The sequence below is a fragment of the Streptacidiphilus monticola genome (assembly GCF_042658505.1).
GTDB lineage: Bacteria > Actinomycetota > Actinomycetes > Streptomycetales > Streptomycetaceae > Streptacidiphilus > Streptacidiphilus monticola.
In genome coordinates this window covers 1-15047 of the sequence record NZ_JBHSQJ010000061.1, presented here as the reverse complement: position 1 = coordinate 15047, position 15047 = coordinate 1, and the positions used below count along the sequence as shown (strand labels likewise).

The 15047-nt window shown below is 71.8% G+C and carries 15 protein-coding genes; 8 read left to right on the top strand and 7 right to left on the bottom strand.

Features of this window, described 5'->3' with window-relative positions; genetic code table 11:
• Window positions 1-80 precede the first annotated feature (80 nt).
• The 4 genes from ACFP3V_RS15170 to ACFP3V_RS15155 are packed head-to-tail and all read left to right on the top strand — an operon-like array spanning window position 81 to window position 3099.
• Window positions 81-977, top strand: coding sequence for a TerC/Alx family metal homeostasis membrane protein (locus ACFP3V_RS15170; RefSeq protein WP_380583548.1), 897 nt, complete (start codon window positions 81-83; stop codon window positions 975-977).
• 7 nt (window positions 978-984) lie between these two features.
• Window positions 985-1599 carry a TetR/AcrR family transcriptional regulator gene (locus ACFP3V_RS15165; protein WP_380583546.1) on the top strand — a complete coding sequence of 205 codons (615 nt, stop codon included), beginning with the start codon at window positions 985-987 and terminating at the stop codon, window positions 1597-1599.
• A gap of 31 nt (window positions 1600-1630) precedes the next feature.
• The gene (locus tag ACFP3V_RS15160) at window positions 1631-2365 is read left to right on the top strand and encodes an ABC transporter ATP-binding protein (RefSeq protein ID WP_380583544.1); all 735 of its coding nucleotides are present in this window, start codon (window positions 1631-1633) and stop codon (window positions 2363-2365) included.
• Window positions 2362-3099: an ABC transporter permease gene (locus ACFP3V_RS15155; RefSeq protein ID WP_380583542.1), complete on the top strand. Its 738-nt coding sequence runs from the start codon at window positions 2362-2364 to the stop codon at window positions 3097-3099. Before ACFP3V_RS15160 ends, ACFP3V_RS15155 begins: the two co-directional genes overlap by 4 nt.
• Before the next feature lie 173 nt (window positions 3100-3272).
• On the opposite strand, the gene ACFP3V_RS15150 is transcribed toward ACFP3V_RS15155, so the two are convergent.
• Window positions 3273-3476: a cold-shock protein gene (locus ACFP3V_RS15150; RefSeq protein WP_380583540.1), complete on the bottom strand. Its 204-nt coding sequence runs from the start codon at window positions 3474-3476 to the stop codon at window positions 3273-3275.
• Between the two features lie 279 nt (window positions 3477-3755).
• Here ACFP3V_RS15150 and ACFP3V_RS15145 point away from each other — a divergent pair, with 279 nt between their 5' ends.
• Entirely contained in the window at window positions 3756-3959 is a 204-nt protein-coding gene (locus ACFP3V_RS15145) for a cold-shock protein (RefSeq protein ID WP_380583539.1), read from the top strand.
• A 69-nt stretch (window positions 3960-4028) separates the two neighbouring features.
• On the opposite strand, the gene ACFP3V_RS15140 is transcribed toward ACFP3V_RS15145, so the two are convergent.
• From ACFP3V_RS15140 to ACFP3V_RS15130, 3 genes are read right to left on the bottom strand one after another with little or no spacing between them, the layout of a single operon-like run.
• Window positions 4029-4835: an FAD:protein FMN transferase gene (locus ACFP3V_RS15140; RefSeq protein WP_380583538.1), complete on the bottom strand. Its 807-nt coding sequence runs from the start codon at window positions 4833-4835 to the stop codon at window positions 4029-4031.
• A gap of 39 nt (window positions 4836-4874) precedes the next feature.
• The gene (locus ACFP3V_RS15135; protein ID WP_380583537.1) at window positions 4875-5435 is read right to left on the bottom strand and encodes an FMN-binding protein; all 561 of its coding nucleotides are present in this window, start codon (window positions 5433-5435) and stop codon (window positions 4875-4877) included.
• A 22-nt stretch (window positions 5436-5457) separates the two neighbouring features.
• Window positions 5458-6831, bottom strand: a complete 1374-nt coding sequence (locus tag ACFP3V_RS15130) for a ferredoxin reductase family protein (protein WP_380583536.1) — start codon at window positions 6829-6831, stop codon at window positions 5458-5460.
• A 160-nt stretch (window positions 6832-6991) separates the two neighbouring features.
• Here ACFP3V_RS15130 and ACFP3V_RS15125 point away from each other — a divergent pair, with 160 nt between their 5' ends.
• Together ACFP3V_RS15125 and ACFP3V_RS15120 are read left to right on the top strand one after the other, a co-directional pair.
• Window positions 6992-7708 carry a response regulator transcription factor gene (locus ACFP3V_RS15125; RefSeq protein ID WP_380583535.1) on the top strand — a complete coding sequence of 239 codons (717 nt, stop codon included), beginning with the start codon at window positions 6992-6994 and terminating at the stop codon, window positions 7706-7708.
• Window positions 7705-9138: a sensor histidine kinase gene (locus tag ACFP3V_RS15120; protein WP_380583534.1), complete on the top strand. Its 1434-nt coding sequence runs from the start codon at window positions 7705-7707 to the stop codon at window positions 9136-9138. Before ACFP3V_RS15125 ends, ACFP3V_RS15120 begins: the two co-directional genes overlap by 4 nt.
• 204 nt (window positions 9139-9342) lie before the next feature.
• On the opposite strand, the gene ACFP3V_RS15115 is transcribed toward ACFP3V_RS15120, so the two are convergent.
• From ACFP3V_RS15115 to ACFP3V_RS15105, 3 genes are all read right to left on the bottom strand, one after another.
• Window positions 9343-10119 carry a COG4705 family protein gene (locus tag ACFP3V_RS15115; protein WP_380583533.1) on the bottom strand — a complete coding sequence of 259 codons (777 nt, stop codon included), beginning with the start codon at window positions 10117-10119 and terminating at the stop codon, window positions 9343-9345.
• 93 nt (window positions 10120-10212) lie between these two features.
• Window positions 10213-10866 (bottom strand): MBL fold metallo-hydrolase, encoded by a 654-nt coding sequence (locus ACFP3V_RS15110; protein WP_380583532.1) that lies wholly within the window; start codon window positions 10864-10866, stop codon window positions 10213-10215.
• 116 nt (window positions 10867-10982) lie between these two features.
• On the bottom strand, window positions 10983-11699 hold the full coding sequence (locus ACFP3V_RS15105) for a maleylpyruvate isomerase family mycothiol-dependent enzyme (protein WP_380583531.1): 717 nt from the start codon (window positions 11697-11699) through the stop codon (window positions 10983-10985).
• Between the two features lie 335 nt (window positions 11700-12034).
• On the opposite strand from ACFP3V_RS15105, the gene uvrA reads away from it, so the two are divergent.
• Window positions 12035-14929, top strand: coding sequence for an excinuclease ABC subunit UvrA (uvrA, locus tag ACFP3V_RS15100; RefSeq protein WP_380583530.1), 2895 nt, complete (start codon window positions 12035-12037; stop codon window positions 14927-14929).
• Window positions 14930-15047 lie beyond the last annotated feature (118 nt).

Sequence of the window (15047 nt, the reverse complement as noted above, 5' to 3'; positions counted from 1 at the left end):
CGCGTTCGTGCGCGCGGAGCGGAGGAGACCTCCGGCAGCAGCCGTACGCCGTTCTGGCCTGCCGGAGGAGAAGTCCCCCCATGCACGTGTCCGCCGCCCTGTGGGCGACCACCGTCCTCGTCCTGACCGCGCTGATCGCGGTCGACCTGCTGGCGCGCCGCCGCCCGCACGAGGTCTCCCTGCGCGAGGCGGGCCTGTGGACGGTCGTCTGGGTCGGGCTCGCCGGCCTCTTCCTCGGTTTCCTCGCCTGGCGGTACGGCTCCGAGCCCGCCGGGGAGTTCCTGGCGGGCTATGTCACCGAGAAGGCGCTGAGCGTCGACAACCTCTTCGTCTTCGTGCTGATCATGGCGCGCTTCGCGGTCCCCAAGGCGCAGCAGGAGCGGGTGCTGATGGTCGGCATCCTGATCGCCCTGGTGCTGCGCGCGGTCTTCATCGCCGCCGGGGCGGCGCTGGTGGCCTCGTTCTCCTGGGTCTTCTTCCTCTTCGGCGGCTTCCTGGTGTGGACCGCCTGGAAGGTCTTCCGCGAGGCCCGCGCCGGGCACGGCGAGCAGACCGTGGAGGAGCGCGAGGAGGGCAGGCTGCAGGCGTTCCTCACCCGCCGCTTCCCCACCCGGCCGCTGCTCGCGGTGATCCTCGCGATCGGCGTGACCGACGTGCTCTTCGCGATGGACTCGATCCCGGCGATCTTCGGACTGACCCAGAACGCCTACCTGGTCTTCACCGCCAACGCCTTCGCGCTGATGGGCCTGCGGCAGCTGTACTTCCTCATCGGCGGGCTGCTGGACCGGCTGGTGCACCTGTCCTACGGCCTGGCGGCGGCGCTGGGCTTCATCGGCGTCAAGCTGGTGCTGCACGCCCTCCACGAGAACGGCTGGCACGGCGCCCCGGAGGTCGGCACCGGGCTGTCCCTCTCGGTCATCGGCGGCGTGCTGGCGCTGACCACCGTGACCAGCCTGCTGGCAACGCGTAGGCGATGATGGAGAAGTGAGTGAGCATCAGGAGCAGCCGCCGCCCGCGCGCCGACCCGGACGGCGGCCCGGCGGCCCGGACACCCGGCGGGCGGTGCTGGAGGCGGCGCGGGCCGAGTTCGCCGCGCACGGCTACGAGAAGGCGAGCATGCGCGGCATCGCCCGCGCCGCGGACGTCAACGCCGCGCTGCTGCACCACTACTTCGGCAGCAAGGACCAACTCTTCCTGGCCGCACTGGACTTCCCTGTCGATCCGCAGGTGGTCGCGCCGCTGATCCTGGCCGGTGACCGGGCCGAGGTGGGGGAGCGGCTGGCCCGCTTCGTCGTGTCCCTGTGGGCGCAGCCGGAGGTGCGAGACCGGCTGCTGGCCGTGCTGCGCACGGTGACCAGCAGCGAGGAGGTGGCCGCGCTGGTGCGCGGCTTCGTCGTGCGCGAGCTGGTGGGCCGGGTCGCCGAGGGCCTGCGGCTGCCCGACGCCGAGCTCCGGGTGGAGTTCGCCCTCGCCCAGATCCTCGGCCTCGCCCTGGCCCGCTACGTCGTCCGGGTCGAGCCGGTCGCCTCGGCGGGAGCGGACGAGCTGGTGGCGCTGCTGGCCCCGACGCTGCAGCTGTATCTCGGTGGGGAGGCTTGACGGGAGTGGCCGCAGCCGAAAAACTCAACGCATGATTAATTCCTCGGCGGGCGACCGGCCCGCCATCGAGGTGCGCGGGCTGCGCGTGTCCCGTGGCGGCCGCCCGGTGCTGCACGGGCTGGACCTCACCGTGCCGCGCGGCTCGGTCACCGGCCTGCTCGGCCCCTCCGGCTGCGGCAAGACCACGCTGCTGCGTGCCGTCGTCGGCGTCCAGCGCACCGAGGGCGGCGAGGTGAGCGTGCTCGGACTGCCCGCCGGCAGCGCCGCGCTGCGCTCCCGCGTCGGCTACGTGACGCAGTCCCCGTCGGTCTACGGCGACCTGACGGTGGCTCAGAACCTGCGCTACTTCGCCCGGGTGCTCGGCGCCCCGCAGGACGACCCGGCCCGCGTCGTCGCCGAGGTCGGCCTTGACGGGCGCGAGCACGACCTGGTGGCGCGCCTCTCCGGCGGTCAGCGGGCCCGCGTCTCGCTCGCGGCCGCCCTGCTGGGCACACCCGAGCTGCTGGTGCTGGACGAGCCGACGGTCGGTCTGGACCCGCTGCTGCGGCAGGAGTTGTGGGCGCTGTTCCACCGGCTCGCCGCTGCCGGGACCACCTTCCTGGTGTCCAGCCACGTCATGGACGAGGCCGCCCGCTGCACCCGGCTGCTGCTGATGCGCGACGGCCGGCTGCTCGCCGAGGACAGCCCGCAGGGGCTGCTGGAGCGGACCGGAGCGGTCGACGTCGAGGACGCGTTCCTCGCCCTGGTGGGGGAGGCCGCCCGGTGAACGCCGCGCGCACCCTGGCCACGGCCCGCCGCGTGCTGCTGCAACTGCGTCACGACCCGCGCACCGTCGGCCTGCTGCTGGTCGTACCCTGCGTGCTGCTGGTGCTGCTGAAGTACATGTTCGAGGGGCAGCCCGGGACCTTCCAGCGGATCGGGGCGCCGCTGCTGGGGATCTTCCCGATGATCGTGATGTTCCTGGTCACCGCGGTCGCCACGCTGCGCGAGCGGACCTCGGGCACCCTGGAGCGGCTGCTCACCATGCCGCTCGCCAAGCTCGACCTGCTGCTCGGCTACGCGCTCGCCTTCGGCGCGGTCGCCGTCGTCCAGGGCGCGCTCGCCTTCGGGCTCAGCCTCGGCCCGCTGGGGCTCGACCCCGAGGGACCGGCCTGGCTGCTGTTCCTGGTGGCGGTGGCGGACGGGCTGCTCGGCACCGCGCTCGGCCTGTTCGTCTCGGCCTTCGCCGCCACCGAGTTCCAGGCCGTGCAGTTCCTGCCGGCATTCCTCTTCCCGCAACTGCTGCTGTGCGGGCTGTTCGTGCCGCGCGGGCAGATGGCCCCCTGGCTCGCCTGGATCTCCGACCTCATGCCGCTGTCCTACGCGGTGGACGCCATGGAGCGGGTCACCGCGGGAGCGGGCCTGACCGCAGAGGTCGGCCGCGACCTGCTGGTGGTCGGCGGCAGCGCGCTGCTCGCCCTGGCCCTCGGCGCGGCCACGCTCCGGAGGCGGACCGGCTGAGGTCGGCTTACGGTCGGACCATGGTGGTACTGGAGATCATCGGGTTCTCACTGCTGGTCATGGCCTTCTGCGTGGGCCTGCTGCTCTTCCTCATGGGCGGTCCCCGGTACCGTGGGGAGCGCTGANCCCGTTCCCGGTCCGGGAACGGGGGCTCCGCCGCTTGGTCAACGGGTTCAGATGACCCGGATGTTCTCGGCCTGCGGGCCCTTCTGGCCCTGCGTGACGTCGAACTCGACCTTCTGGCCCTCGAAGAGCTCACGGAAGCCCTGCGCGGCGATGTTGGAGTAGTGGGCGAAGACGTCGGCGCCGCCGCCGTCCTGCTCGATGAAGCCGAAGCCCTTCTCGGCGTTGAACCACTTCACGGTACCGGTGGCCATGGTGCCCTCCTTCTGACGGGGTGTAATTCGGTGGAACGTCGCCGAAATGATCACCCTGGTCCGGAGGCCGGACCTGAGAAGTCCTCAGAAAACACGAACGCCCGTGATCGCGATCACGGGCGGCACTGCTCAGGGAACCACGACTGCAACTACTCAAACCCTACAGGAAACCGGCCCCGCGCGACACGCCAGTTCACCCCGATACGCGCGCCTCGCGTCGGAATGATCGCGAAACGTGTAGCGTCTCGCCTTGCACGACCGACAGGAGAGAGACAGGTTATGGCCACCGGTACCGTCAAGTGGTTCAACGCGGAGAAGGGCTTCGGCTTCATCGAGCAGGACGGCGGCGGCGCCGACGTCTTCGCCCACTACTCCAACATCAACGCCCAGGGCTTCCGTGAGCTGCTCGAGGGCCAGAAGGTCGAGTTCGACGTCACGCAGGGCCAGAAGGGCCCCCAGGCGGAGAACATCACCATCATCTGAGCCGCGGCTCGCTCGCGACGGCAGGCCCTGTTCCGGAATCCCGCCCGGCGGGAGTCTCCCGAAGAGGGCCTACGCCCCCGTACCGCCTGCCGGTGCGGGGGCGTGGTACGTCCCGGGGTCCGCGGTCGCGGTGTCTGCGAGGTACCGGGGAAACCCCGGCGTGCAGCGCAGCGAGCCGTCCGGCAGGACGGCCAGGGCCTCCACCTCCGGGCGGCGGTGGGCCCAGCGGAAGCCGCGCTCGGGGCCCATGGCGAAGACGGCGGTGGCCCAGGCGTCCGTCCGGGCGACGCCGGCGGTCTCGGAGACGAGGGTCAGCGAGAGCCAACCGCCGTGCACGGGGCGGCCGGTGTGCGGGTCGGTGATGTGCGCCCCGCGCTCACCCGTGCCCGAGGTGGCCACGGCGAGCCCGCTTCCCTCGACGACGGCCTTGAGCCGTCCGGCGTCCTCCGGATCGGCGATGCCGATGCGCCAGGGCCCGCCCAGAGTCTGCAGGTCGCCACCGCCACCGACGCAGTGGTCCGCGGAACCTGCCTCGGCCAGGATCCGCGACGCCTCGGCGACGGCCCAGCCCTTGACCCACCCGCTCGGGTCGAGGGTGCGACCGTCGGGGCGCTCGGTGAAGAAGCCGTCGGTCTGGGCGGCGGTCTCGCGGCAGCGGGCCAGTACCTGCGCGAGCTCGCCGCGCGCCTGATCCGGCGTCAACTCCCCGGCATTCACCCGGCTCACGTCGCTGTCGGGGCGGAACGGCGAGAAGCGGCGGTCCAGCTCGTGGAGGCGGGCGACGGCGGCGTCGAGCGCGGCGGGGGTCCGGTCGTCGGCGTCGCGCACGGCGAAGGAGAAGACCGTGCCCATGACGTGCTCCGCGTGACGCAGCATCAGCTTCCGCCTCTCAGTTCTGGTCCGGTCAGCTTCTGGTCAGCTCTTGTCGAGGGCGCTCTGCAGCGACTGGATGTAGCCGTCGCTGGTGACGGTCGCCCCGCTGACCGCCTGGATGTCGGCGTTCTGGGCGGAGAGGGTCTCCTGGGTGAGGACGGGCAGCGCGTAGCTGTTGATCTCCTCGTCCTTGCGGTTGTTCTGCGGGTACTGGACCACGTCGACCTTGGTGATCTTCTTGCCCTGCATGGTCAGCTGCACCTGGACCGGTCCCCAGCGGGTGTCGACGGAGTCGCCGGTGACCGTTCGCGTCGCGGAGGAGGACGAGGAGGAACCCGAGCCGGTGCCGGGGGCCGAGGTCTTCCCGCTCCCGGAAGCGCTCCCGGAGCCCGTTCCGGCGCTCGTCCCGGCGCTCGTCCCGGACGAGGCGCCGGCGCTGGGCGTCGAGGCGGCCCCGCTTCCGGAGCCGGCCGCGGTTCCGGTGCCCGAGCCGGTGGAGCCCAGGGCGGTGGAGCCGCCCAGCTCGGTGCCGTGGGGCTTCATGGACAGCAGCATGACGATGCCCGCTGCGGTGGCCGCTGTGGTGACGACGGCGCGACGCATGGATGTTCTCCTCGGAAGGCGCTCAGAAGGCGAAGGACTCGTGGTGGATGCGGTGGCGGGGGACGCCCGCGGCGCGCAGCGCGCGGACCGTCTGTTCGGCCATCCGCTCCGGACCGCACAGGTAGACGTCGTGCCGGGACAGGCCCGGTACCAGCCGGGACAGCGACTCCGCGGTCAACGGGTCGCCGACCTCGGACCGGCGGCCGACCAGGTAGTGCAGCCTGGCCCCGCGCTGCGCGGCGATCTGCTCAAGTTCCTGACGGAACACCAGGTCTCCTGCGTCGCTGGCCCGGTAGAGCAGGGTCAGCTCGCCCGCCCCGGCGGGGATCGTCTCGAACAGGGCCCGCAGCGGCGTGATGCCGACGCCCGCGGCGACCAGCAGCACCTCGCGGGCGCGGCGGCGGCGTGCCGTGAACGCGCCGTACGGGCCCTCCGCCCGGACCTTGGTCCCGGGACGCAGCGCGGCCACCGCAGCGCTGTGGTCGCCCAGGTCCTTGACCGTGAACCGCAGGTAGTGGGCGGTCGGCGGGGCCGACAGCGAGTAGGGGTGGGACACCCAGCGCAGTCCTGGCGCCTGGAACTGCAGCCGGAAGAACTGGCCCGGCTCCGCGCCGAGCTCGTCCAGCCGACGGCCCGTCAGGAACAGGGAGACCACGCCCGGGCCCTCGGCGCGCACCTCGGCCAGCGTGAGCCGGTGCCGCCGGTCCAGCAGCCACGGCCGCAGCAGCCGGAACCAGGCGACCAGCGCCGCGCAGCCGAAGTACAGCAGGTACCAGAAGGCGCGGCCCTTGCCGTCGCCCAGCTCCGCACCGTTGCTGATGGCGTGGGCGAAGGTCAGCGCGATGGCGACGTAGGTGCCGAGGTGGAGGTAGTACCAGACCTCGTAGCTGACCCGCTTGCGCGCGGCCCTGGCGGACACGATGCCCACGGCGAAGAGCAGCAGCGTGCCCAGCGTCGCCTTGATCATGTCCGGGTAGTGGAAGACGACGTCCCAGCCCTCGGCGACCACGTTCTGGTGCGCCGTCAGCGAGTAGCCCCAGACGATCGTCAGCACGTGCACCAGGACCAGGCAGGTCATCCAGCGGCCGCCCGCGGCGTGCCAGCGGGCCAGCCGGTCCGAGCCGACGTTGCGCTCCAGGAAGGGAATCCGGGACATCAGCACGATCAGCACGGGGGCCGCGTAGCCGGCCAGCAGGCCGGCGATCCGCCCGGCGTTGGTGAGCCAGCCGTCCAGGCCCAGCACGCCCAGCTCGCCGTCCCACCAGAGGGCGACCGGTATCAGGCCGCCGAGCAGGATCGCGGCGAGGGCCAGGGCGGGCACGGTGTCCGCGGGCGGCCGGAGGCGTCCCGGCGGAGCGGGAGCACGGTGTGCGCGGCGGGTGGTGACGGTGGACATGTGAGCGACAGTGACACCGCCAGCTCTCAGTTCGCTCTGAGCAGGCACCCGGAATCCCTCCCGTCGTGCCGCATCGGCGCAGGTCAGCGCCGTGCGGCCGGGCGAGCCCGGCGTCCCGGAGGGACGGAGATCTCATGGCATTCTCATTCCGTTCAGCACAATGGCCTGCATGAACGGCGACAACAGCACCCCCTGGCGCGTCCTGGTGGTGGACGACGAACCGGACCTCGTCGAGGTCCTCTGCGGCGCCCTGCGCTACGAGGGCTGGGAGGCCCGGGGTGCCGGCACCGGCGCGGAGGCCGTCGCCGAGGCTTCGGCCTGGCGGCCGGACGCCGTCGTCCTCGACGTCATGCTGCCGGACCTGGACGGAGTCGAGGTGCTGCGCCGGATCCACGCCGACCGGCCCGAGGTGCGGGTCCTCTTCCTCACCGCGCGGGACGCGCTGGAGGACCGGATCGCCGGCCTGGCCGCCGGCGGCGACGACTACGTCACCAAGCCGTACAGCCTGGCCGAGGTGGTGCTGCGGCTGCGCAGCCTGCTGCGCCGGGCCGCGCCGACGCCGCCGGTCGCCTCCGAGCACACCCTCGCCCTGGCCGACCTGCTGCTGGACGAGCAGAGCCACGAGGTCACCCGCGGCGGGGAGTTGATCGACCTCAGCCCCACCGAGTTCGCCCTGCTGCGCTACCTGCTGCAGCATCCGCGCCAGGTGCTGAGCAAGGCGCAGATCCTCGACGCCGTCTGGTCCTACGACTTCGGCGGCCAGGCGCACGTGGTCGAGCTCTACATCAGCTACCTGCGCAAGAAGATCGACCACGGACGCACCCCGCTGATCCACACCGTGCGCGGGGCCGGCTACGTCCTCAAGGCCCCGGCGTGAGGCGGCTGCTGCGCCCGGTGCGGACCCTGCGCGAACGGCTGATCGCCGGCCTGCTGGCGCTGCTCGTGGTCACCTGCGCCGGGGTCGGCTTCGCCACCGTGGGCTTCGTCGAGCACTTCCTGGTCCAGGGCGTGGACCAGCGGCTGGCCGACAACGGCGTGCGCTACCCGCTCAGCCTGGAGCACGGGGGCGACACCCGGGCGGTCTCCCCGGGCACCTTCGGCGCCCGGCTCTCCGGCGGCCAGGTCACCGTGTGCGGCCTGGTCGACGGCGACGCGGACGACACCCGGACCACCGACACGGACGACGTCCCCAAGCTCAGCGACGCCGACCGGGCCGCGCTCGCCGCGCTCACCCCCGGCGGCTCCGGACGCAGTGTCGAGCTCAGCTCCCTGGGCTGGTACCGGCTGCGCGCCTTCGCCGGACGAGACCGCGACGTGCTGGTGACCGGCGCGCCGCTGCGCGGCGTCAAGGAGACCGTGGACCGCGTGGTCCGGGTCGAACTCCTCATCTTCGCCGTGGCGTTCGCGACCACCGCGGTCGCCGGCTGGCTCTGGGTGCGCTTCGCGCTGCGTCCGCTCGACCGCGTGGTCGCCACCGCGACCCGGGTCAGCGGCCTGCCGCTGGCCACCGGCGCCGTCGCGCTCTCCGAACGGGTGCCGGACGAGGACCCGGACACCGAGGTGGGCCGGGTCGGCCTGGCCCTGAACCGGCTGCTGGGCCATGTCGGCGACGCGCTGGCCAAGCGCCACTCCGTCGAGGAGCGGCTGCGCGGCTTCGCCGCCGACGCCAGCCACGAGCTGCGCACCCCGGTCGCTGCGGTGCGCGGTCATGCGGAACTGGCGCTCCGTCACCCCGGCCCGGTCCCCGACCCGGTGCGGCACTCGCTGCGCCGGATCGACGCCGAGTCGCAGCGGATGGGCGCCATCGTGGACGACCTGCTGCTGCTGGCCCGGCTCGACGCGGGCCGCCCGCTCGCCGCCGAGGAGGTGGACCTGACCCGGCTGGTGCTCGACGCCGTCACCGACGCCCGGGCCGCGGGACCGGGCCACCGCTGGCAGTTGGAGCTCCCCGAGGAGCCGGTGCTGGTCCTCGGCGACGCGGACCGGCTGCGGCAGGTGCTCGCCAACCTGCTGGCCAACGCCCGCAGCCACACGCCGGAGGGCACCTCGGTGACCGTCTCGGTCGGGCAGGAGGGCGACCGGGTCCGGCTGGCCGTGGCCGACACCGGGCCGGGCATCGCGGCGGAGCTGCTGCCGCAGGTCTTCCAGCGCTTCGTGCGCGGCGACCGGGGCCGCGCCCGCGCCACCGGCTCGACCGGGCTGGGCCTGTCCATCGTGCAGGCCGTCGTCACCGCGCACGGCGGCGCCGTCGAAGTGAGCAGCGCTCCCGGACGGACCGTCTTCACGGTGACCCTGTCGGCGGTCTGAGCCGACGGCCGGGGCAGGCCGCCGGGGCCGGACACGAAAGGGCCGGGCCCGGCGCCTTGGGGGGCTGGTGGTGCGCCGGGGCCGGCCTCGAAAGGGCGTGTGACCCGTCAGGCGGAAGTCATGCACGCGGACGGCGATGTTTCCCTCGGACGGCTCAAGACGGCTGTCGCCAGGGCCTGCTGACGGTGCGTCAGGAGCCGCGGTTCAGTCCGCCGAGCGGCGCTGCAGCAGCACGAAGAGCACGATGAGCACCGTCCACACCGCGGTCACCGGACCGTAGCCCCAGCCCAGACCGGTGTGCTCGTGGGGCGCGGCCATCCAGTCCGCGAAGGACGCCCCGAGCGGACGGGTGACGATGTAGGCGAACCAGAAGGCGAAGACGGCGTTCAGCCCCAGCTTCCAGTGGGCGAGCGCCGGAACGGCGATGACCACCGCGAAGACCACGCCCGAGGCGAGGTAGCCCCAGCCCAGCGTGCCGGCGGTCAGGTCGCCCGCGGCGGTGCCCAGCGCGAAGGTGGTCACCACCGTGAGCCAGTACCAGAGTTCGCGGCGCGGGGTGTTGATGCTGTGGATCGACAGCGTCCGCTCGACGGCGTACCAGACGGCGAAGACGGCGCCGAGGACGACCAGGAAGAACGCGGTCGAGACGGTGTAGGGGACGCCGAGCCCGACGTGGAGCGCGTCGGCGGCCATCGTGCCGAAGACGCTCACCATGACGATGGCGGTCCAGTACACCCCCGCGATGTACCGCTTCACGGAGAACTGGGCGACCAGGGCGGCGGCGAAGAGCAGCGCCCCGATTCCGACGGCGACCACCTGGTCCAGGGTGTGGCCGAGGTAGTCGGAGGCGGCCTCCCCCATGCCCGTGGTCAGGACCTTCGTGATCCAGAAGGCGGCGGTCACCTGGGGGACCTTGGTCAGACCGACCCGGCGGGCGGCCCTGCGGCCCAGCGGCCGTTCCTGCAGTTGTGCGCTCGACATGCGCAGCAGGCTTCCACGGGCGTGTGGGGCGAAAGGTAAGAGAACGTCAAAGCCCTGACGTGAACCGGTCGTTCCGCTTGCCGCCGAGGTGGACTACCAGCCCCGGTCGAACCACTCGCGCAGGTGCGGGCGCTCGGTGCCCAGGGTGGTGTCGTCGCCGTGCCCCGGGTAGACCCAGGTCTCGTCCGGCAACGGGGAGAAGAGCTTGGACTCCACGTCGTGGAAGAGCGACCGGAAGGCGTGCGGGTCGCCCCAGGTGTTCCCGATGCCGCCGGGGAAGAGGCAGTCCCCGGTGAAGAGGTGGGGGTGGCCCTTGGGGTCGTCGTACAGCAGCACGATGGCGCCGGGGGTGTGGCCGACGAGGTGACGGACCGTCAGCGTGACGTCCCCGAAGGTGATCCGGTCCCCGTCGTCCAGCAGGACGTCCGTGGGGACGTCGATGCCGTCGGCGTCGATGCGGCCGGCGGCGGTGCGGGCCCCGGTGGCCCGGACGACCTCGTGCAGGGCGCCCCAGTGGTCGTGGTGCCGGTGCGTGGTGACGACCAGGTCGAGCCGGTCGCCGACGGACTCCAGCAGGGTCTCCGGGTCGGCGGCGGCGTCGATGAGCAGTTGGGCGTCGGTGCGGCGGCAGCGGAGCAGGTAGGCGTTGTTGTTCATGGGGCCCACCGCGATCTTCGTGATCATGAGCAGCGGCAGCTCCCGCACGTCCGGCGTCCCGCCGACCTTCACCGCACCGTGGTAAGTCATGCACTCAGACTAGCCCCGCAGGGCGCGAGGAACTGCGCGAGCAACCATCCACCCACGGAGGTCCGTCCCGTCGGTGGAGCCGAACCTCCCCGGGTGGTGGGTTGCTCGCGCAGTTCCTACAGCATCGGGGGCACGGGCGGAAGTGCCGCGGGCGGGACGCTGAGGCCCTCGCCGGAAGACCGGCCGGAGAGCCAGGCCAGCAGGTCCGCGGGGGCTCCCGCGATCCGCTCGGGCGCGCCGCCCTCGCCGCCGATCCGGTGCTCCGCTCCGCTCGCGGCGTCCGTCAGCAGCATTGCGGGGAAGCGGTCGTCCTTCTCGTAGCGCGCGAGCAGTTCCGCGAGCTCCTCGGCCACGAAGTCCGCGGGCCAGTCCTTCGGGCGGTAGCCCAGGCCCAGGTCGACGTGGTGGTACTCGACCTCCTTGATCCGCTTGTGCGGGACCGTCCGCACCGCGAAGTCCGGGCCGGTCCGGTGCGGGACCAGGAAGTCCCAGCCCGACTCCGGGACCAGGCTCACCGACTCCACGAAGCGCCCGCACGCCGACCGCAGGTCGTCCAGTTGCTCGTCCAGCGGCCGCTTCGAGCCCGTCTCGATGTCCCGCTCGCGCGCCTCGGGGGAGGGATACATCGCCCGGCGCTCGCCGAGGCGGGCGCCGATCAGCAGGTTGGACAGCGCGTCCGCGTTCCGGGCGAGGTGGGCGATCACATGCCCCCGGGTCCAGCCGGGCAGCTGCGAGGGCTCGGCCACCTGCTCGGGGCGCATCGCCTCCAGCGTGTCCATCAGCCGGTGAGTGCTCTCGGCCAGCGCCGCGAGGTCTTCGGAAACGGTGGTCATGCGGTCGACTCCTGATCTCCTGCTGCTGCCTGCTGCGTCCGCGGTCTGCGTGACGCGGGGGCGGGTCCCCTCGTTACCAACGGACGAGTCGGCCGCGGTGAAGGTGCCCGCGCCAGAGTGTCACTCGATCGGGTGAGCTGTCTGCATTGCCTGGAAAATCGAACACGTGCTCCCATAGAGTCTCTGCGGCGCCGGGGATTGTCGGACCCGTTCCTTACGATGGAGAGTCGGTACGGACCCGTCTCTCCCGCGTCGCCCCCGAATCGTCGGGCGGCCCGGGATCGCCCCGTCCCGGACCGCCCGACTCACCCCTGCCCAACGGAAGGCGCAGAAGCGTGGCAGACCGCCTCATCGTCCGCGGTGCTCGCGAGCACAACCTGAAGAACGTCTCGCTCGACCTGCCCCGCGACTCGCTCATCGTGTTCACCGGCCTCTCCGGCTCCGGCAAGTCGTCCCTCGCCTTCGACACGATCTTCGCCGAGGGCCAGCGACGCTATGTGGAGTCGCTGTCCTCGTACGCCCGGCAGTTCCTGGGCCAGATGGACAAGCCCGACGTGGACTTCATCGAGGGCCTGTCCCCGGCCGTCTCCATCGACCAGAAGTCCACCTCGCGCAACCCGCGCTCCACCGTCGGCACCATCACCGAGGTCTACGACTACCTGCGGCTCCTCTTCGCCCGCATCGGCCATCCGCACTGCCCGGAGTGCGGTCGTCCGATCGCCCGGCAGTCGCCGCAGCAGATCGTCGACAAGGTGCTGGAGCTGCCCGAGGGCACCCGCTTCCAGATCCTCAGCCCGCTCGTCCGCGGCCGCAAGGGCGAGTTCGTCGACCTCTTCGCCGACCTGCAGACCAAGGGCTACGCCCGCGCCCGGGTGGACGGCGAGACGGTCCAGCTGACCGAGCCGCCGACGCTCAAGAAGCAGGAGAAGCACACCATCGAGGTGGTCGTGGACCGCCTCACGGTCAAGGCCTCCGCCCAGCGCCGGCTGACCGACTCGGTGGAGACCGCGCTCGGCCTCTCCGGCGGCACCGTGATCCTCGACTTCGTCGACCTCCCCGCCGACGACCCCGAGCGCGAGCGGATGTACTCGGAGCACCTCTACTGCACCTACGACGACCTGTCGTTCGAGGAGCTGGAGCCGCGCTCCTTCTCCTTCAACTCGCCCTTCGGCGCCTGCCCCGAGTGCACCGGCATCGGCATGCGGATGGAGGTGGACGCGGAGCTGATCGTCCCCGACGAGGAGAAGACTCTTGAGGACGGTGCCATCCACCCCTGGTCGCACGGGCACATCAAGGACTACCACCTGCGCCTGATCCGGGCCCTCGGCAAGGAGCTGGGCTTCCGCACCGACATCCCCTGGGCCGGCCTGCCCGCGCGCGCCAAGAAGGCGCTGCTGTACGGGCACCGGACGCAGATCGAGGTGAAGTTCACCAACCGCTACGGCCGCGAGCGCTCGTACACCACGGGCTTCGAGGGCGCGGTCCCCTTCGTCCAGCGCCGGCACGCGGAGGCCGAGAGCGACAGCGCGCGCGAGCGCTTCGAGGGCTACATGCGCGAGACGGCCTGTCCCGCCTGCCGCGGCACCCGGCTCAAGCCGATCGTGCTCGCGGTCACCGTGGCCGGGAAGTCCATCGCCGACGTCTCGTCCATGTCGATCAGCGACTGCGCCGAGTTCCTCGGCGCCCTGGAGCTGAACGCCCGTGAGAAGACCATCGCCGAGCGGGTGCTCAAGGAGGTCAACGAGCGGCTGCGATTCCTCGTGGACGTGGGTCTTGACTACCTGTCACTGAACCGCGCGGCGGGCACCCTGTCGGGCGGCGAGGCCCAGCGCATCCGGCTGGCGACGCAGATCGGCTCCGGCCTGGTGGGCGTGCTCTACGTGCTGGACGAGCCGTCCATCGGCCTGCACCAGCGGGACAACCACCGGCTCATCGAGACTCTGGTCCGGCTGCGCGACCTCGGCAACACGCTGATCGTCGTCGAGCACGACGAGGACACCATCCGCACGGCGGACTGGGTCGTCGACATCGGCCCCGGCGCCGGCGAGCACGGCGGCAAGGTGGTGCACTCGGGTTCGCGCGAGGAGCTGCTGGCCAACGAGGAGTCGCTGACCGGCGCGTACCTGTCCGGCCGGAGGTCGATCCCGGTCCCGGCCCAGCGGCGGGAGCGGGACCGGAAGCGCCAGATCACCGTGCACGGCGCCCGTGAGCACAACCTCAAGGACGTGGACGTCAGCTTCCCGCTGGGCCTGTTCACGGCGGTCACCGGGGTGTCCGGATCCGGCAAGTCCACGTTGGTCAACGACATCCTCTACACCCATCTGGCACGGGAGTTGAACGGGGCGAAGTCCGTCCCCGGCCGGCACACCCGGGTCACCGGCACGGACCTGGTGGACAAGGTCGTGCACGTGGACCAGTCGCCGATCGGCCGCACCCCGCGGTCCAACCCGGCCACGTACACGGGCGTCTTCGACCACGTCCGCAAGCTCTTCGCGGAGACCACGGAGGCGAAGGTCCGGGGCTACCTGCCGGGGCGCTTCTCGTTCAACGTCAAGGGCGGCCGCTGCGAGAACTGCGCGGGCGACGGCACGATCAAGATCGAGATGAACTTCCTGCCCGACGTGTACGTCCCCTGCGAGGTCTGCCACGGCGCCCGGTACAACCGGGAGACGCTGGACGTCCACTACAAGGGGAAGTCCATCGCCGAGGTGCTGGACATGCCGATCGAGGAGGCGCTCTCGTTCTTCGAGGCGGTCCCCGCGATCGCGCGCTACCTGAAGACGCTGGTCGACGTCGGTCTCGGCTACGTCCGGCTCGGGCAGTCGGCCACGACCCTGTCCGGCGGCGAGGCCCAGCGCGTGAAGCTGGCGAGCGAACTGCAGAAGCGTTCGAACGGCCGGACCATCTACGTGCTGGACGAGCCGACGACGGGTCTGCACTTCGAGGACATCAGCAAGTTGATCGCCATGCTGACCGGGCTGGTGGACAAGGGGAACTCGGTGATCGTCATCGAGCACAACCTGGATGTCATCAAGACCGCGGACTGGGTCATCGACATGGGCCCCGAGGGCGGCTCCGGCGGCGGCATGGTCGTCGCGGAGGGAACCCCCGAACAGGTCGCGGCGGTGGGGGAGAGCCACACGGGCAAGTTCCTCCGGGACATCCTCGGCGACCGCGTCTCCGACGCCCCCGCCCCGGCCCCGAAGAAGCGCGCTGCACGAAAGAAGTAGTTGCAGCCCCCGCCAGGGGCGCGAGGATCCCCCACCCTTCGGGCGGGAGGTGCCCCCACCGCGAGCAGCCCACCACCGTGGGAGGTCCGTCCCCGATCAACGGGTCGAACCTCCGCGA